The organism is Enterobacter cloacae complex sp. I2 (assembly GCF_014896205.1).
GTDB lineage: Bacteria > Pseudomonadota > Gammaproteobacteria > Enterobacterales > Enterobacteriaceae > Enterobacter > Enterobacter quasihormaechei.
In genome coordinates, this window is the sequence record NZ_JADBRA010000024.1 from 48,331 (window position 1) to 66,702 (window position 18,372).

The following is an 18,372-nucleotide window of genomic DNA, read 5'->3' on the forward strand; positions in this document are numbered from 1 at the left end:
GGTTAAAACTGGCGCCGCGCCACCAGCCAGGCGCCGACCACCAGCAACACTGCGCCGCAGACCGGGCCAACCAGCGCGCGCAACGGGACGCCGTGGCTTTTAAGGATGTCCATCACCAGGCCGCCAATCAGCTGGCTTGCCACCAGTACGGCAATCGTCGTTGCCGCGCCCACGTTCTGATACCCGCTAATACTGGCAAAGACAAAAAACGAGCCAAGCAGCCCGGGGATCAACGTCCACCAGCGCACCGTTGACGCCAGTTCGCTAACCCCCGCCAGGCCATTTTTCACCAGCAGGATGCTGACAAACAGCACGATCCCCACCAGCGAATTGAGCAGCATGGCGATAAGAATGGTGGAGGAGGATTGCGTAATGCGCACCATCAGGGTGTTCTGGACCACCAGCCCAATCCCGGCGGCTACCAGAAACGCTAACGTCAACGATTGATTCATGGCAGAGCATCCGGATCGCTGCGCTGATCAAGCTGGAGCTGCATAAAGGTTAAATCCAGCCAGCGGCCAAATTTGGTGCCCACCTGCGGCATATTTCCGGTAGTAATAAAGCCCAGAGTTGTGTGCAGATGAATGGACGCCTGGTTCTGGGCCTCAATCCCGGCAACCATCACATGCTTACCGATCAGGCGGGCTTCATTAATTAATTCCTTCATCAGCAGCCGACCAATGCCTTTGCCCTGATGATCCGGGTGAACGTACACCGAGTGCTCCACCGTATGGCGAAAACCGTCGAATGCCCGCCAGTCGCCGAATGAGGCGTATCCCGTCACTACACCATCTTCTTCACTGACCAGTACCGGATAACCCACCATCGTACGCGCCTCAAACCATGCGATACGGTTATCGGTGTCGACGGTTTTATCGTTCCAGATGGCGGCGGTGTGCAGAACCGCATGGTTATAAATTTCAGCGATAGCGGCACAATCTTCTTTGCAGGCATGACGAACGATCATGGTTAACCTCTGGCTGTGTTGTTCACTATAGTAGTACGATCTGCTCACAATATTACACAGTTCTTGTATTGCACCGCTACGACAAAATCCCTATTTTTTTACCGCCAGACCGCCCAGATAGAGCATCCATACACTATAGTATGACGTCATGAACACAATAACAGACAATATGAATCAACGGATTAGCGCCCGTATCCGCCTGGAACGCGAGTCTCGGGGCTGGTCTATAAGCGAACTGGCCGAACGGGCGGGGATTTCGCGCGCCATGATCCACAAGATTGAGCGGGGCGACAGTAGCCCAACGGCGACGCTGCTTGCCCGTCTTTCCGGTGCCTTGGGTATCAGCATGTCAACGCTCATCGCGCGCGCGGAAATGCAGGAGGGCAAGCTGTTACGTCTGGCGAACCAGCCCGTGTGGCGCGATCCGCAAACCCACTATGTGCGTCGCCACGTGTCGCCGCGCACCGATCTGCCTATCGATCTCGTCCAGGTCGAACTGCCCGCGGGCAGCGATGTGCCAATGCCTGCCTCCTCCTATGCGCTGGCGCGACAGCTGATCTGGTTGCAGGCCGGTGAGCTGGTCTTTCTGGAGGGGGACACCCGCCATGAAATGAAGGCCGGAGATTGTCTGGAACTCGGGCCGCCGAACGACTGCCGGTTTATCAACGAAACGGATGAACCGTGCCTTTATCTGGTCGTGCGGCTTAATCAGTCCGGCTCATAATGCAAAAGCGATCCGCAGCATAACGTGCCAGGCTTGAATGACATTTTCAGCAGTAAGGAGAGATGAATGAGTCAATCTACTACGCAAAACCGACGCTGGGTACTGGCCTCCCGTCCGCACGGCGCGCCGGTCGCCGATAACTTCCGCTTAGAAGAACAACCTATCCCCACGCCCGCAGAGGGCCAGGTATTGTTACGCACCGTATGGCTCTCGCTGGATCCGTATATGCGAGGCCGCATGAGCGATGCGCCATCCTATTCACCTCCGGTCGAGATTGGTGCCGTGATGGTGGGCGGTACGGTAAGCCGCGTCGAGACGTCCCGCCATCCTGATTATAAAGAAGGTGAATGGGTTCTGGGTTATAGCGGCTGGCAGGACTATGAACTGTCAGACGGGAAGGGGCTGGTGAAACTGGGCGAAAACCCGTCGCGTCCTTCTTGGTCACTCGGCGTGCTGGGGATGCCGGGCTTCACCGCGTATATGGGGCTGCTTGATATCGGCCAGCCTCAGGCGGGGGAAACGCTTGTCGTGGCCGCAGCCACGGGGCCAGTAGGCGCAACGGTGGGGCAGATCGGTAAAATCAAAGGATGCCGTGTCATCGGTGTGGCTGGCGGTGAGGAAAAATGCCGTCATGCGGTTGATGTGCTCGGTTTCGACGCCTGTCTGGATCACCGTGCGGACGATTTTGCTGAACAACTGGCGAAAGCCTGCCCGCAGGGCATTGACGTTTATTACGAAAACGTCGGCGGTAAAGTCTTCGACGCCGTGCTGCCGCTACTGAATACCTCCGCGCGCGTACCGGTTTGTGGACTGGTCAGCGGCTACAACGCGACCAACCTGCCGGAGGGTCCGGACCGGTTACCGCTGCTGATGGGAACCATCCTGAAAAAACGCATCCGCATGCAGGGCTTTATTATCGCTCAGGACTATGGTGATCGTATCGACGAGTTCCAGCAAGAAATGGGCCGCTGGGTGCAGGAAGGCAAAATTCACTATCGCGAGCAGGTTACGGAAGGGCTGGAAGCGGCCCCTGACGCGCTGATTGGGCTGCTTGAAGGGAAAAACTTCGGCAAAGTCGTGATCCGCGTGGCGGCAGACTAATCAGGGCATCGGTTATGGCGGACGGGGTCCGCCATAATTATTTGTGCAGATACGATATATTGTCTTTAATTAACCCATAAGCTTTGCGCGCCTTCGGCCCAGCTCAGCCATAAGTGGTAAACGCACTATTATTTGAACGATTTTTTATTTTAACGCGCGCCCAACTTACCAGGCATGACGATACAGGATTATATCGAACCGGCGATGTTTTTTTAAACAGTCGCCGAAAATGGCATTTTGTTTTGGCTACGGGAATTTGACATGCTTGATTTGGATAATTTGGAAAAAGCACAAAGAATCAGTCTGACTATGCAAGTTGAGAACAGTTTAAAGGGAGCGTTAATTACGGGCTCATTAAAACCTGGGGCTCGACTCATCACCAAAGAGATTGCGGATAAATTAGGCACCAGCATCACGCCGGTGCGCGAGGCCCTGCTGCGCCTGGTGTCGGCGGGCGCCTTACAGGCCACGCCTGCGCAGGCGTTTTTGGTCCCGGAAGTCACGCTGGAACGGTATAACGAAATTAACGCCATCAGAAAGCAGCTTGAGCCGATGGCCGTTGCGGCGGCGTGCCAGAATATGACCGACACCAAACTGGATGCACTACGTGCGCTGGCTGATAATTTCAGCACCGCCATGCATCAGGGCGATGTGCAGAAAGCGATTCAGGCCAACCGCGTGTTCCGGTTTACCCTCTATCAATATGCCGAGATGCCGACCCTGAACTCGCTGATCGAGCAGCTGTGGGTACGGATAGGGCCGTGTATCAACTACCTGCATGAAGAGCTGAGTGACGTGCCCGCAGAGACCTATCATTATGACGATCTGCTTTCTGCGCTTGAGAAAAGGGATGTGGCGGCCAGCCGGGAAGCGATCGATAAAGCCATCGACGAAGCCAATATTCTTCTGCAACGGCAGTACTACAGTTAAGGCGCTTTCTGGCAGACTTATCTGTTTATACCTGTTTAACATTTACTGAATGAATTCCCGGCGCATCAGGCAACCGGGAATAATGTTATTTTTTTAATTTTTACCGGCAACGCGCGCTGCCGGAGACTGTTTTATTCAAAACGATATGAGACCGACAGGCCCACGCCATAGTTACGACCAGGGGCAGGTTCGTAATACCGGTTGTAGCCAGCGTTAACAATCTCTGAACCGGCGTACTCTTTATCGAACAGGTTATCGACGCGACCAAAGATGTCCATTCCCCATTTGCCGTAATTGAGCTTATACCCGGTATTCAGACCGACCACGGTATAAGAGGGCGCTTTGGCGGTGTTAGTATCGTTTGCCATAACGTCACTCATGTAGCGTGCATCTGCACCCGCGTACCAGCCTTCCTCCGGCTCCCAGCCAAACGATGCATACCCCATGTTACGGGCAATACCCGGCATTCGATTGCCGCTACAGTCTGCATTGTTACAGACGTTAGTACGGTAGGTGGTATCAAGATAGGTCCACGCCATTTTCAGCTTCCAGTTCTCAGCAAACTGCTGATCGAGCGCAATTTCCACACCCTGTCGGCGCGTTTTTCCCGCATTTTTGTAGGTGGTGCGGCCATCTTTGCTTTCGTCGACCACGATCTCATTGTCGGTGTCCGTACGGAACAGCGCTGCCGTCAGGATGCCATTGCCGATGCGGGTTTTGCTGCCGATCTCATAGGTATTGTTGGTTGACGGTTGCAGGTTGATATTGAGGCCACCTTTCCCATCAGAGCGATAGGAGAGTTCGTTGATGGTTGGGGTCTCAAATCCGCGTCCCGCTGCGGCATACAGGTTCCATGCGTCGGTCACGGCGTATTTCACTGCACCTGCCGGAAGCCATTTATGGTAGCTGGCGTCGCCGCTGTCATCGCCGTTTTGCGGTGTGATGTAACGATCGTTGGAGTCAAACCAGACGGAGCTGTACCGCACGCCCGCCTCAACGGACAGTTTTTGCGTTAGCTGCCACTGGGTTTGCAGGTAAGGATCCAGGTTCCACATCAGGTTACGTTCGTCCCGGCGTTTGTTGCCCTTCACGCCAAGTTCCGGCACGCCGTTGTCCATCACGAAGTTTTCATACCCGCGACGATTTTCACTCATGTTTTCGTAGTTCAGGCCGGTAGTAAAGGTCACCGGCACCAGCAGCTCGCCCCGGTGTGTCCAGCGCGTATCAATACCCTGATAGTGACGCTGCATATCAATCACGCCGCCCGCATGCGCAGGGTTTGCTGTCTGCGTGGTAGCAGGAATGGACTGGTACTGGGTCATTTCACGCTCACCGGCATACATCATCACGCTGAGGTCGTCCTGCTCGCTCAGCTGACGGTCGTAGCGGAGCCCGGCCTGGGTCTGCTTAATGGTCTTGCGCGTGTTGTACTGATCGCCGCGGGGTGATTGACGCGGATTGTTCTGCCACTCCTGATAGCTCAGTCCGCCCGGATCGTTGGCTTTCATGTCCACGCTGTTAAAAATCAGCGTCAGCTTGCTGACGTCATCAATGCGGACACCCAGTTTCGCGTTGGCGAGGTTTTTTCGTGCACCGCTGTGATCGCGATAGCCCTGGGTGGTGAAACGGGTGGTGGATACGGCGTAGTCCACGTCTCCCGCCTGCGTACCGTCGCCCACCGCGCCGGTGGCCTTCAAGCCGTAACGCCAGGTGCCGTAGCTGCCGTAATAGCTGCTGGCCTCAACGGTGGCAGGCTGTTGTCCGGTCTGGGTATTGATGTTGATCACGCCGCCGGAGGCATTCCCGTACAGGGCGGAGAAGGGGCCGCGCAGCACGTCGATGCTCTCTACGCTGCTGAGATCGATGTTTGACGTTTGCCCCTGGCCGTCGGGCATGGTCGCCGGAATGCCGTCCACGTACATGCGGATCCCACGTACGCCAAAGGTTGAGCGCGCGCCAAATCCGCGAACTGAAAGTTGCAGATCCTGGGCATAGTTCTGGCGATTCTGGATTTGCAGGCCAGGGACGCTCCCCAGAGATTCAGAGAGATTGATGCGCGGGGCGGCATGGCGCATGTCTTCACCCTGTACCACGCTGACTGCGGCTGGCGTATCCAGCTCGGAGACGGTTTGCGGCGTAGCGCTCACAATCAGGGTTTGTTCTTCTGCGGCCAACGCACTCAGCGGGCCAAAAGCGACGGGGACGAACAGCAGTGGTAGCGATGCCCTGCGGGCAGAAATGATTTTCATGGAATAAACCGTTTAAGAAAAATTCGAACCAAATCAACTGGAACCTGTGTATATATGTTAAATCCTTTGTAAATCTTATGAAAACTATAACCGCACATTTCGTGAATGTAATGGAATGAGGGAAAGAAATACTCCACATTCAACTCATTAATGATTACTATTCTCATTAAAATAGCGGCAAAGCGATGACTTTGCCCCCCGGAAGCGATGTCAGCGGTATATCTCCTCATTTAAAAAGGAATTGTTATGTCTTTACGTCATCTGTGCTCGCCGCGCCTGCGTGGGTCTCTGCTGTTGGGTTCTTTACTGATCGCCGGTACGTTCCAGGCTCATGCTGCTGAAGAGATGCTGCGCAAAGCGGTAGGCAAGGGCGCGTATGAAATGGCCGTCAGCCAGCAGGAAAACGCGCTGTGGGTTGCGACAACTCAAAGCCGCAAAACCGATAAAGGCGGCGTGGTTTATCGCCTGGATCCGGTCACGCTGGAAGTGACGCAGGCGATTCATAACGATCTCAAGCCGTTTGGTGCCACGATCGATAAAGCCACCCAGACCCTGTGGTTCGGAAACACCGTCAACAGCGCCGTAACGGCCATTGACGCCAAAACGGGCGAGGTGAAAGGGCGTCTGGTGCTGGACGATCGCAAGCGTAGCGACACGGTGAAGCCTCTTCAGCCGCGCCAGCTGGTGGCCGATGACGCGACCAATACGGTGTACATTACCGGTATCGGTAAAGAAAGCGTGATTTGGGTGGTGGACGGCGCAACGCTGAAGCTGAAAGACACCATCACGACCACCGGCACGTTCAGCACCGGCCTGGCGCTGGATGCACAGGCAAAACGTCTGTACACCACCAATGCGGACGGCGAGCTGGTCACCATTGATACCGCGACCAATAAAATCCTCAGCCGTAAGAAGGTACAGGACGACGGTAAAGAGCACTTCTACCTGAACCTGAGCCTGGACACTGCCGGTCAGCGCGCGTTCCTGACGGATTCTAAACAGCCAGAAGTGCTGGTGGTGAGCCTGAAAGATGGCAGCGTGATGCAGAAAATCGCCGCGCCAGAATCGCTGGCCGTACTGTTTAACCCGGCACGCAATGAAGCCTACGTGACGCACCGCGAGGCAGGTAAGGTGAGCGTGATTGACGCTAAAACTTACAAAGTGACCAAAACCTACGATACGCCGGTTTACCCGAACAGCCTGGCGCTGTCAGCGGATGGCAAGACGTTGTACGTGACGGTGAAACAGAAGTCTACCCGTCAGCAGGAAGCAACCCAGCCTGACGATGTGATTCGTATTGCACTCTGATGTGGGAATTGCCCGGTGGCGCTGCGCTTACCGGGCCTGAAAAACCAGGAAATGTAGGCCGGGTATGGCGAAGCCGCCACCCGGCTTTTTTATTAACGCGACGTCTCTTCCACCAGCGGACCGTCCTGTTTGCCCTCTTCAGGATGAACCGGTGCGGTACTGTGAATTTCGTTCACGCGTTTACGCACGCCAAACCAGCCGGCAATCAGCAACACCGCCAGCAGCGGGATCGTCGCGATGGTGTAAGTACCGTTCGGGTAGTCGAACGCCATCAGCACCAGCACGCTCAGCAGGAACAGCAGGGTAAGCCAGGAGGTCACCGGCGCGCCCGGCAGCTTGAAGCTGACGTCAGCCGCTTTCCCTTCTTTGATCGCCTTACGCAGACGCATCTGACACACCACGATAAAGGCCCAGGAGGCGATGATGCCCAGCGCGGCGACGTTCAGTACGATCTCAAACACCTGAGACGGAACCAGATAGTTCAGGAACACGCCGAAGACGTACACCACCAGCGTGGCCAGAATACCCGCGTAAGGCACCTGCTGCTTGCTCATTTTCGACATAAACTTCGGCGCAGATCCGCCCATCGACATGGAGCGCAGAATACGGCCTGTTGAATAGAGGCCGGAGTTCAGGCTGGAGAGCGCAGCGGTCAATACCACGATGTTCATGATGCTGCCCACGTACGGCACGCCCAGCTTAGAGAAGAAGGTCACAAACGGACTTTGACCCGCCTGGTACGCGTTCCATGGCAGCAGCAGTACAAGCAGCACCACGGAGCCAACGTAGAACAGGCCGATACGCCAGATTACGCTGTTGATCGCTTTTGGCACCATCGTCTGCGGATCTTTACATTCACCTGCCGCCGTACCGACCAGCTCAATGGAGGCAAAGGCGAACACCACGCCCTGCACCAGAACCAGGGCTGGCAGCAGGCCGTGCGGGAAGAAACCGCCGTTATCAGTTATCAGGTGGAAGCCGGTCGCGTTGCCGTCCAGCGGTTTACCGGTGCCGAGGAATACGGTACCGACCACCAGGAAGATCACGATGGCTAACACCTTCACCAGCGCGAACCAGAACTCCATCTCGGCGAACCACTTCACGCCAATCATGTTCATGGTCCCGACAATCGCCAGCGCGCCCAGAGCGAACACCCACTGTGGCACATCGCCAAACGCGCCCCAGTAGTGCATGTACAGCGCGACGGCGGTGATATCGACGATGCCTGTCATGGCCCAGTTTACGAAGTACATCCAGCCTGCGACATACGCGGCTTTTTCACCGAGAAACTCACGGGCGTAAGAGACAAAGCTGCCGCTGGAAGGGCGGTGAAGCACCAGCTCGCCCAGGGCACGAAGAATGAAGAAAGAGAAGATCCCGCACACCAGATAGACAAGGGCGAGAGCGGGGCCGGCCATTTGCAGACGTGCGCCTGCACCTAAAAACAGACCCGTACCGATAGCGCCGCCGATGGCGATCATCTGCACCTGACGGTTGCCCATCGCCTTGTGATAGCCCTCTTCGTGAGAGTTCAACCAGCGACGTTTCGCAGCATGATGATCGGCTGCGCTTTTATTGCTTGTTTTCATTGAGTTACCTGTTTGCCTGTCTGAACCATTAACGTGATAGTCCTGCCTGGCAGAGGCCGAAACAAACGATTGCTTCTGCGCAGACACATGCTGCCTTTCCAGTCATTCTGTGTATGGATAAGACAAAACATGGCGAGGCATCCTACCCGCAATTGATAAGCGACGCAAAATATAACCGTGTCGAAAGTGATGCATGTCGAAGGAAATCGTGTGGTCAGAGCAGACGGGGATCGCAATGCGCTGAATCGTGGCGCTTTTTTAGGCAAAAAGGCCGGTGAACGCTGATTAATCCATCAGGTTTACTTGATAATTACTGCCAGGTAGAGATTATGAATGCCGCAGGGCTTCAATGAGCAATGCAAAGGCAGTTGTGTGCTGGCGGCGGCTCGGATAATACAGATGGTAACCCGTAAATACCGGGCACCAGTCCTCAAGGACACGCACTAACCGTCCTTCAGCAAGCGCGTCGAGTATCGCATCTTCTGGTACATACGCCAGCCCCAGCCCGTTTACGGCGGCATCGATGCGTTGCGGCAGGCTGTTAAGGATCAGCTGACCGTCAACCCGCACGCGTATCTCACGACCGTCTTGCTCAAATTCCCAGGCGTATAATCCCCCGTGAGTAGGCAAACGCATATTCATGCAGCGGTGCTGTTCAAGCTGCTCTGGCGTTTCCGGTACGCCGAAACGGTGCAGATAATCTGCCGATCCGACGACCGCCATCCGCATGTCCGGCGCAATACGTACCGCAATCATATCTTTCGCCACCTGCTCACCCAGACGCACGCCCGCGTCAAAGCGGCCATCGACAATATCTGTCAGGCCATTGTCCACCGTGACTTCAACGTTGATGTCAGGATACTGCGCCATAAAGGGTTTGAGTACAGGCCACAGCACGGCAGACATGGCGTGCTCCCCGGCGGTAAGGCGGATATTCCCGGCGGGTTTGTTCCGCGTATCTCGCAGCGCGGTGAGTTCCTGCTCGATCTCCAGCAGATGTGGGCTTAAGCGCATGAACAGTTGCTCGCCGGCCTCGGTTGGGGCCACGCTGCGGGTAGTGCGGGTCAACAGACGCACCTCCAGCCTCGCCTCCAGATTGCGCATCGCGTGACTGAGTGCCGACTGTGACACGCCCAGCTGCGCAGCTGCGCGGGTAAAGCTGCGCTCACGGGCGACGACCATAAAGGAGAGCAGATCGTTGAAATTGTCTTTGAGCATGGCGGCGCATCCGATTTATGAATTGAATTCATGGTTCCTTTTTGATTATGCACTCTAATGCTCATGGCGGCTTTACGCTACTGTTAACGCAACATCAAAGAGGAGCAAATCATGAAAATTATCCGTAGCGGTTCTTTACCTTCCGTCCAGGGGCCAGACGCCTGGTTCACCGGCAGCGTGCGCATTGATGCGCCTTTTCAGGCGACTGAACCGGCAAAAGTTGGCGGCGCAACCGTCACCTTCGAACCCGGCGCGCGTACCGCCTGGCATACGCATCCCCTTGGACAAACGCTTATCGTGACGCAGGGACGCGGCTGGTTACAGGAGTGGGGCAAAGAGGCGGAACCGCTGAATCAGGGGGATATCGCCTGGATCCCACCCGGCGTGAAGCACTGGCACGGCGCCAGCGCGCAGACGGCGATGACCCATATCGCCATTGCCGAAGCGGTCGACGGGAGTCCGGTGGCGTGGCTGGAAAAGGTCACCGACGAACAGTATCCAAACGCCTAGCGGTAAGCTATAGCTGATTTCCGGCAATCCAAATGTAAATTAATTGTTTCTCAGAGGTGAAATCCGCCCTTAATAATGACGACATGTTAAGTCAAACGAGAACGCAACATGTCATGGCGAATCAGCATTCTGGATAAAAGCCCCGTCGCAGAACACGAAACCGCCGCCGATGCGCTGGCGCGTACCTTAGCGCTGGCGCAGCAGGCGGAAACGTTGGGTTATCACCGCTTCTGGATTGCCGAACACCATAATACCCCGCAGCTTGCCAGCCCCTCGCCGGAACTGCTGATTGCCTGGATCCTCGGGCAAACAAAGCGTATTCGTGTGGGCTCAGGCGGCGTCATGCTGCAACATTACAGCCCCTATAAAGTCGCTGAAAACTTTAACGTACTGGCCGCCATCGCGCCGGGCCGGGTTGATCTGGGCGTCGGTAAAGCGCCCGGCGGTCTGCCGCTCTCTACCCGCGCGTTGCAGCGCGGCCTTAATTCGCAGGAAAAAGGCAGCTTTGCGGAACAACTGACGCAGCTCGATCGCTGGATCCGCCCTGACAATCAGTCAGCGGAGGAGACGGTTCGCGCCACGCCTCTGCCCCCGGTACCTGCCGAGGGGTTTCTGCTGGGTGCCAGCACCGAAAGCGCGCTGCTGGCGGCCTCCCTCGACTGGCATTTTGTCTTTGCCGCACACCTGAACGGTGACCCTGAGTTGCTGCGCGAGGTGGTCACAGCCTGGCGTCAACACAGCGTCCGGGAGGTGATGGTGGCCGTGCAGGTGATTGTTGCCCCAACCCAGGCCGAGGCCGACGCGCTGGCGCAAAATGTTGAAGTGTGGGGCGTGGCGCTGGCAAACGGGCAGCGCGTTACCGTGGCCAGCGAAGAACAGGCCTACGCCTTTGCGCGGCAGGCGGGGAGTGAACCGGTGCGCATCGCGCGTCGAGCGCAGTCTCTTCTGGCCGGAACGGCGGAGTCGGTGCTTGAACAGCTCAACGCGCTGCATCAGCAGTGGGGCATTGACGAATTTATCATCGACACGCCGGTCGCTGACGGCGCAACGCGCGTGCAGTCCCTGCGACTGCTGGCCGAGGCGCGTCTTAACAGGGAGGTTACCGTATGAACTTCAGCGAACAGCTGATTGCCTGGCGCCGGGAGCTGCACCAGTACCCTGAGCTGTCCGGCCAGGAGGTTGAAACAACGGCCCGCCTGCGCGAGTGGCTGACGGCGGCCGGGATTGCCCCGCTGGATTACGATCTTCAGACCGGGCTGGTTGCAGAGATAGGTCAAGGCAAGGCAATGATTGCGCTGCGCGCCGATATCGACGCGTTACCTATCGACGAGCGCAGCGGAGTGCCGTTCAGCTCCCGGCATGCAGGAGTGATGCACGCCTGCGGTCACGACGTTCACACCAGCGTGATCCTCGGTGCCGCGTTAAAGTTGAAGGAGCGGGAAGCCTCGCTCAATGGTCGCGTGCGGATCCTGTTCCAGCCTGCGGAAGAAAATTTCGGCGGAGCGAAAAGCATGGTGCGGGCCGGGGCGTTACGCGACGTACGCGCGATTTTCGGGATGCATAACGAGCCGTCACTGCCGGTTGGTGAATTTGCCACGCGCGGCGGCCCGTTCTATGCCAACGTCGATCGCTTCGTTATTCACATCACCGGTAAAGGCGCGCACGCCGCACGCCCCCATGAAGGCAACGACGCCATCGTGCTGGCAAGCCAGCTGGTGACCGCGCTGCAAAGCGTCGCCAGCCGTAACGTTAACACGCTGGATTCAGTCGTGCTGAGCGTGACGCGCATCGCCGGCGGGAATACCTGGAACGTGCTGCCGGAAAGCGTTGAGCTGGAGGGCACGCTGCGCACGCACCGCACGGAAGTACAGCAGAACGTAAAGGCGCGCGTCGGTGAAATCGCCGCCGGATTTGCCAGCGCCTTTAGCGCGCAGATCAACATCACCTGGTACGCCGGACCCACCGCGCTGGTGAACGACGAGCACTGGGCCGGGTTTGCCACCTCGGTCGCGCGCGAGGCGGGGTATGAAACCCGTCATGCTGAACTGCACATGGGCGGAGAAGATTTTGCGGTCTATCTGCAAAACGTTCCCGGCGCGTTTGTCAGCATTGGCAGCAACAGCCCGTTTGGTTTACATCACCCGGCATTTAACCCTGACGAAGCATTAATTGAACCCGCTGCCCGCTATTTTGCACAGCTCGCGGAAAAAGCCCTGCAACACGTTTAATTTATTTGAGGTGAATATGTCTGCACATCGTCAATTGCGGCTGGGGACCATTTTGCATGGTGCATCCGGAAATATGTCCGCCTGGCGTCATCCGGCGGCCGTCGCGGATGCCAGTATAAATTTTGATTTCGTCAAAGAAACGGCATTAAAAGCGGAAGAGGGCAAGCTCGACTTTATCTTCGTTGCTGACGGTCTTTATATTAACGAGAAATCCATTCCGCATTTTTTAAACCGCTTTGAGCCGCTGACGGTGTTGTCCGCGCTGGCAAGCGTCACCTCGCGCCTGGGGCTGGTCGGCACGTTGTCCACCTCCTACAGCGAGCCTTTCACCGTTGCGCGTCAGTTTGCCAGCCTCGATCACCTGAGCAACGGTCGCGCGGGCTGGAACGTAGTGACCTCACCGCTGGAAGGATCGGCGAAGAATTTCTCCCGCGAAAAACACCCTGAGCATGCGCTGCGCTACCGCATTGCCGATGAGTATCTCGACGTGGTGAAAGGGCTGTGGGATTCCTGGGAAGGGGATGCCTTTATCCGCAATAAAGAGAGCGGACAGTTTTTTGACGCGTCGAAACTGCATACTTTGGATCACCGCGGTGATTTCTTCCAGGTTTCCGGCCCGCTGAATATTGGCCGCACGCCGCAGGGACGTCCGATTGTCTTTCAGGCCGGCGCGTCCGACGACGGTAAAAAGCTGGCGGCAAAACACGCCGACGCCATCTTTACCCACCATGACACGCTGGATGAAGCCCAGGCCTTTTACCGTGATGTCAAACGGCAGCTGGAAAGTCACGGTCGCCGCGCGGATGATTTACATATATTCCAGGGCGTCAGCGTGATTGTCGGAAATGACGCCGATGACGTTGAAAACCAGTATCAAACCACGGCGGCACTGGTCTCCATTCATGATGCGCTGAACTATCTCGGGCGTTATTTCGAGCATCACGACTTCAGCCAGTATCCCCTTGACGCGCCGTTCCCGGATATCGGCGATTTAGGCAAAAACAGCTTTCGCAGCACCACCGATGACATCAAGCGTAACGCCCGTGAGCGCAACTTAACTCTGCGTCAGGTCGCGCTGGAGGCCGCATCGCCGCGCCCGCGTTTTTCCGGCACGCCGGAGCAGGTAGCCGATGGTTTACAGGCCTGGTTCGAGGAGAAGGCGGCAGACGGCTTCATCATTCAGGGCGGCACGCCGGATACCTTCCCGCGCTTTGTCGACCAGGTGGTGCCCGTTTTACAGGCGCGCGGCCTGTTCCGCACTGACTATCCCGGCACCACGCTGCGCGAAAGTCTGGGCTTAGACGAACCCAAAAATCAGTTCACACAACAATAAAAGAGAAAAACGCTATGCAGAAATCATCGCTTATTCTGGCGCTTGCGCTGGCCTTTACCCCTGCCGTCTGGGCAGAGAACGTCAATATTAACGGCACCGGCGTGAGCATTGAGGCTAATAAAACGCCGATCGACACCGCCAAAAACAGCGATGCGATCGCCCAGTTGCCGAAAGACTATCGCTTTGCCGTGCCGGGGAAATTTACCGTGGCGGTGGCGGGGCTGAATCAGCCGCCGCTGACGGTCTTTTCCGACGACAACAAAACCCTGCTGGGGAGTGAGGTCGACATTGCGCGCCTGGTGGCGGACAGCCTCGGGCTCGAGCTAAACGTGGTTCCCACCTCCTGGGAGGACTGGCCGCTGGGAGTGGCATCCGGGAAATACGACGCGGCGATCAGCAACATCACCGTCACCAAAGCGCGCAAAGAGAAGTTCGACTTTGCCACCTATCGCAAGGATTCCCTTGGCTTTTACGTGAAATCCACCAGCCCGATCGTGTCGCTCCAGAAGGCGGAGGATATCGCCGGGCTGCGCATCATCGTTGGCTCCGGCACCAACCAGGAGGCGATCCTGCTGGCGTGGAACGAAGAGAACCTTAAAAAAGGGCTTAAGCCGTTTATCCCGGTCTACACCAAAGACGATGCGGCGCAAACCCTTGCGCTACAGTCAGGTCGTGCGGACGCCTATTTTGGCCCGAACGTGATCGGCGCATGGAAAGCGGCGCTGACCGGTAAAACCAAACTGGTTGGCAGCGTCGACGGCGGCTGGCCGAAGGCGGCGCATATCGCAGTGACGCTGAAAAAAGGGAGCGGCATGGTCGAACCGGTTCAAACCGCGCTTAACGGCGTAATTAAGAACGGAGATTACGACAAAGTGCTGAACCGCTGGGGAGAAGGCGTTGAGCGTATCCCCCGTTCCGAAATCAACCCGGCTGGTCTGGGCGATTAAGGAGGCGCTATGCGTGAACAATTTCGTGACGTTTCGCCGGAAGATAGCGATCTTCAGCCCATTATCGACGGGCTGTTCGGTGAATACGCCGCTCGTTACGGCGACTACTTTTCAAAGGATGCGGAAGTCGAGCTGACGGAGTGGTACCTGGCGCCGCAGGGGCTGTTTATCGTGCTGGAGCGCGAGGGCGAAATCATTGCTACCGGCGCTTACAAGCCCTTCGACGAACGCACGGCAGAAATCAAACGTATCTGGACGAATAAAACGCTGCGCCAGCAGGGGCTGGCCGCGCGCGTGGTACAGGAGCTGGAGCGCAGGGCGATACTGGCGGGCTACAGCCACATGTACCTGACTACCGGGTTTCGTCAGCCGGAGGCGGTACGGCTCTATCTCAGTCAGGGGTATCAGCCGCAGTTCGATCTCAACCGCGATCCGGAAGAGTACAGCCAGCCGCCGTTCGATGGTCGGCTGCGTTTCACCAAAACGCTGATCCGCGAAGCGCTCAGCAAAACCGCATAAGGAGCGATGATGAACAACGTTGAAACCATAAAAGTGGTCCCCGCACGTTATCCGCTACGCGCAGTCGGCGCTGCGGTGGCGCTGTTTGTGCTGGCGGTCGTGATTCAGTCCGTGGCCTTTAATCCCCGCTGGGAGTGGGCGGTATTTGCTCGCTGGTTCTTTGATCCGGTGATCCTCGAAGGCGTCGGTCAGACGCTGCTGCTCACGTTGATAGGCACCGTGCTGAGCGTGGTCATTGGCGGCATGCTGGCGCTGGCCCGGCTCTCGTCATCCTGGCTGTTGAGCAGCCTGGCGTGGGGATATATCTGGCTTTTCCGCTCGCTGCCGCTGATCGTGGTGCTGATCGTTCTTTACAACTTCTCCTATCTCTACGACACGCTCTCTCTCGGCGTGCCTTTTACCGGCATTACCTGGGGCAGCGTTGAAACCATCAACGTGCTCGGGCAGTTTTCTACCGCCGTCGTGGGGCTGACGCTGGTGCAGAGCGCCTATACGGCGGAAATTATTCGCGGGGGTTTCCTTGGGGTCGATCACGGCCAGTATGAGGCGGCTGCCGCACTTGGGCTGCCGGCGTGGCGTCGCACCGTGCGCATTATTCTTCCGCAGGCGCTGCGCACCATTTTGCCGTCCGGATTTAATGAAATCATCAGCCTCGCCAAGGGTACGGCGATGGTTTACGTGCTGGCGATGCCGGAGCTGTTCTACACGATCCAGATGATCTACAACCGCACGCAGGAGGTGATCCCGTTGCTGATGGTGGGAGCCGTCTGGTATCTGGTGATTACCACCGTCCTGTCTGCCATCCAGCATATCGTTGAGCGTGGGCTCGCCCGCAGCGAGCGCCGCTCCGCCGTAAACCAGGATCGGGCAGCCAGCCGGACGCGTTCCGTTACCACCTCACCAGCACAGGAGCCTGTCCATGCAAGCCTCTCGTGAAGGACACATTTCTATTACCGGCGTCAGCAAGTTTTTTGGCCGACATAAAGCGCTCGATAACGTCACGCTTGAGATCCCGCCGGGTTCCGTCACGGTGATCCTCGGCCCATCCGGTTCGGGGAAATCGACGCTGCTGCGTACCATTAATCATCTGGAGCGCGTAGACGAAGGCTTTATTCAGATTGACGGAGAGTACATTGGCTACCGCCGCCAGGGTGACAAACTGTACGAGCTTAAAGAGAAAGAGATCCTCAAACAGCGCGTTAACGTGGGCTACGTTTTTCAGAACTTCAACCTGTTTCCGCATCTTACGGTGCTGGAAAACCTGATTGAGGCGCCGATCGCGCATAAGAAACTCACCCGAAAGGCGGCCATCGAGAACGCTTACAGCCTGCTGGATGTGGTGGGCCTGCGTGAAAAAGCCGATGCCTGGTCGCGTCACCTTTCCGGCGGCCAGCAGCAGCGCATTGCCATTGCCCGCGCGCTGGCGCTGCACCCCCGCGTAATGCTGTTTGATGAGCCCACCTCGGCGCTTGACCCGGAACTGGTTGGCGAAGTGCTGGACGTGATTAAAAAGCTGGCCCGTTCCGGCACCACGCTGGTGGTGGTTACCCATGAGATCGGCTTTGCCCGGGAAGTGGCGGACCAGGTGGTGTTTATGGTTGACGGAAAAATTGTGGAGCAGGGCAGCAGCGACGACGTGTTAAACCGACCTTCGCATCCGCGAACGCGCCAGTTTTTGTCGAAAGTATTGTAGTTTTCCCGCCTGGGATAACCTGGTCATGCTGCTCTACACTTAGGGTTTTCATCCCTGAGGGGGCAACATGATCAAACTCTATGGCGTACCCGGCTGGGGATCGGCAATCGGTGAAGTGATGCTGACTCTGGCAGACATCCCGTATCAGTTCGTCAACGTGGACGGGTTTGACCAGCCCGGCCCGCAGCGCGAACTGCTGTTAAAACTGAACCCGCTGTGCCAGGTGCCGACGCTGGAGCTGGAAAACGGGACGATCGTGACGGAAACTGCGGCGATTGCCCTGATGGTGCTCGACAGATGTCCCGATCTCGCGCCGCCCGTAGGGCAGGCCGAGCGGCAGCAGTTTCAGCGCCTGCTCATCTGGTTTGTGGCCAACGTCTATCCCACCTTTACGTATGCAGACTATCCGGAACGCTGGGTGCCTGATGCTCCCGAACAGCTGAAGAAAAACTGCATTGAGTACCGAAAATCGCTCTATCTGTGGTTCGACACGCAACTCAGCGCCTCGCCTTTCGCTTTTGGCACACAGCTGACGCTGCTTGACGTCTATATTGCCGTCGCGCGTACCTGGGGGCCACGTCATGAGTGGTTTGCCACCAATACGCCCCATATCACCGCCATCGCGGATGCGGTTTGCGCGCTGCCGGAACTGCACAAGGTGCTAAAAGCTAACGACATAATCTGATAACGTGGAACGCTCACCTATAAAAGGAGCCCTGCCCATGCCACATGTTGATATCAAATGTTTTCCACGCGATCTGAATGATGAACAAAAAACGGCGCTGGCGGCGGATATCGCCGAAGCGATCGCCCGTCATCTGAACAGCAAAGATCGCTCAATCTCCGTGGCGCTTGAGGAAGTTCAGGAAGCTGACTGGAAGGCGCAGGTCTGGGATACCGAGATCGGCCCGAAACTCGATAAGCTGATTAAGAAACCCGGCTATTCAATGTAATCCGCTTGCCGGGTGGTGCACTGTCACCCGGCGATCCCCGCCTTTATTTGCTATCGCAAAAATCGATAATAAAAACCATAACGATTCCGCTACAATTCTTCCT

At 56.9% G+C, this 18,372-nt stretch carries 17 protein-coding genes and 1 pseudogene; 13 read left to right on the forward strand and 5 right to left on the reverse strand.

All coding sequences use genetic code 11. The features are described from left to right. Positions 1-2: 2 nt before the first annotated feature. Both IM300_RS19240 and IM300_RS19245 read right to left on the reverse strand, forming a co-directional pair. The gene (locus IM300_RS19240) at positions 3-452 is read right to left on the reverse strand and encodes a DMT family transporter (RefSeq protein ID WP_131636921.1); all 450 of its coding nucleotides are present in this window, start codon (positions 450-452) and stop codon (positions 3-5) included. Continuing rightward, positions 449-967: a GNAT family N-acetyltransferase gene (locus tag IM300_RS19245; RefSeq protein WP_193037871.1), complete on the reverse strand. Its 519-nt coding sequence runs from the start codon at positions 965-967 to the stop codon at positions 449-451. The genes IM300_RS19240 and IM300_RS19245 overlap by 4 nt, the downstream gene beginning before the upstream one ends. Positions 968-1,115: 148 nt before the next feature. Between IM300_RS19245 and IM300_RS19250 the strand changes: the two genes are divergently transcribed. The 3 genes from IM300_RS19250 to IM300_RS19260 all read left to right on the forward strand — a co-directional run bounded on the left by IM300_RS19250 (position 1,116) and on the right by IM300_RS19260 (position 3,722). Next, positions 1,116-1,691: a helix-turn-helix domain-containing protein gene (locus tag IM300_RS19250; protein ID WP_193037873.1), complete on the forward strand. Its 576-nt coding sequence runs from the start codon at positions 1,116-1,118 to the stop codon at positions 1,689-1,691. Between the two features lie 66 nt (positions 1,692-1,757). Then, entirely contained in the window at positions 1,758-2,792 is a 1,035-nt protein-coding gene (locus tag IM300_RS19255; RefSeq protein ID WP_193037875.1) for an NADP-dependent oxidoreductase, read from the forward strand. Between the two features lie 261 nt (positions 2,793-3,053). Then, positions 3,054-3,722 carry a GntR family transcriptional regulator gene (locus IM300_RS19260; RefSeq protein ID WP_063449925.1) on the forward strand — a complete coding sequence of 223 codons (669 nt, stop codon included), beginning with the start codon at positions 3,054-3,056 and terminating at the stop codon, positions 3,720-3,722. 131 nt (positions 3,723-3,853) lie between these two features. Here the strand turns inward: IM300_RS19260 and pqqU are convergent, their stop codons facing one another. Then, on the reverse strand, positions 3,854-5,971 hold the full coding sequence (pqqU, locus tag IM300_RS19265; protein ID WP_193037877.1) for a TonB-dependent receptor PqqU: 2,118 nt from the start codon (positions 5,969-5,971) through the stop codon (positions 3,854-3,856). A gap of 246 nt (positions 5,972-6,217) precedes the next feature. Here pqqU and IM300_RS19270 point away from each other — a divergent pair, with 246 nt between their 5' ends. Then, on the forward strand, positions 6,218-7,279 hold the full coding sequence (locus IM300_RS19270; protein WP_193037879.1) for a YncE family protein: 1,062 nt from the start codon (positions 6,218-6,220) through the stop codon (positions 7,277-7,279). Between the two features lie 92 nt (positions 7,280-7,371). Here the strand turns inward: IM300_RS19270 and ansP are convergent, their stop codons facing one another. Beyond that, complete coding sequence (ansP, locus tag IM300_RS19275) at positions 7,372-8,868, reverse strand: L-asparagine permease (RefSeq protein ID WP_063866638.1); 1,497 nt, start codon at positions 8,866-8,868, stop codon at positions 7,372-7,374. Positions 8,869-9,195: 327 nt separating this feature from the next. Continuing rightward, positions 9,196-10,086, reverse strand: coding sequence for a LysR family transcriptional regulator (locus IM300_RS19280; protein ID WP_107535422.1), 891 nt, complete (start codon positions 10,084-10,086; stop codon positions 9,196-9,198). A 111-nt stretch (positions 10,087-10,197) separates the two neighbouring features. Here IM300_RS19280 and IM300_RS19285 point away from each other — a divergent pair, with 111 nt between their 5' ends. The 9 genes and pseudogenes from IM300_RS19285 (at position 10,198) to pptA (ending at position 18,269) form a co-directional block, all read left to right on the forward strand. Beyond that, on the forward strand, positions 10,198-10,596 hold the full coding sequence (locus IM300_RS19285) for a cupin domain-containing protein (protein WP_063449931.1): 399 nt from the start codon (positions 10,198-10,200) through the stop codon (positions 10,594-10,596). 108 nt (positions 10,597-10,704) lie between these two features. Further along, the gene (locus tag IM300_RS19290; protein WP_193037881.1) at positions 10,705-11,706 is read left to right on the forward strand and encodes an LLM class flavin-dependent oxidoreductase; all 1,002 of its coding nucleotides are present in this window, start codon (positions 10,705-10,707) and stop codon (positions 11,704-11,706) included. Next, positions 11,703-12,824: an amidohydrolase gene (locus tag IM300_RS19295; protein ID WP_193037883.1), complete on the forward strand. Its 1,122-nt coding sequence runs from the start codon at positions 11,703-11,705 to the stop codon at positions 12,822-12,824. The genes IM300_RS19290 and IM300_RS19295 overlap by 4 nt, the downstream gene beginning before the upstream one ends. Positions 12,825-12,840: 16 nt before the next feature. Further along, a pseudogene (locus IM300_RS22720) lies at positions 12,841-15,104 on the forward strand (NtaA/DmoA family FMN-dependent monooxygenase). Positions 15,105-15,113: 9 nt separating this feature from the next. After that, a complete protein-coding gene (locus tag IM300_RS19310; RefSeq protein WP_193037889.1) occupies positions 15,114-15,623 on the forward strand; it encodes a GNAT family N-acetyltransferase in 510 nt (169 codons plus the stop codon). A 9-nt stretch (positions 15,624-15,632) separates the two neighbouring features. Beyond that, on the forward strand, positions 15,633-16,559 hold the full coding sequence (locus IM300_RS19315; RefSeq protein WP_193037911.1) for an amino acid ABC transporter permease: 927 nt from the start codon (positions 15,633-15,635) through the stop codon (positions 16,557-16,559). Then, complete coding sequence (locus IM300_RS19320) at positions 16,543-17,316, forward strand: amino acid ABC transporter ATP-binding protein (RefSeq protein ID WP_193037891.1); 774 nt, start codon at positions 16,543-16,545, stop codon at positions 17,314-17,316. Before IM300_RS19315 ends, IM300_RS19320 begins: the two co-directional genes overlap by 17 nt. A 67-nt stretch (positions 17,317-17,383) precedes the next feature. Continuing rightward, positions 17,384-18,001, forward strand: coding sequence for a glutathione S-transferase family protein (locus tag IM300_RS19325; RefSeq protein WP_063866647.1), 618 nt, complete (start codon positions 17,384-17,386; stop codon positions 17,999-18,001). Positions 18,002-18,038: 37 nt separating this feature from the next. Continuing rightward, entirely contained in the window at positions 18,039-18,269 is a 231-nt protein-coding gene (gene pptA, locus IM300_RS19330; RefSeq protein WP_193037893.1) for a tautomerase PptA, read from the forward strand. Positions 18,270-18,372: the final 103 nt, after the last annotated feature.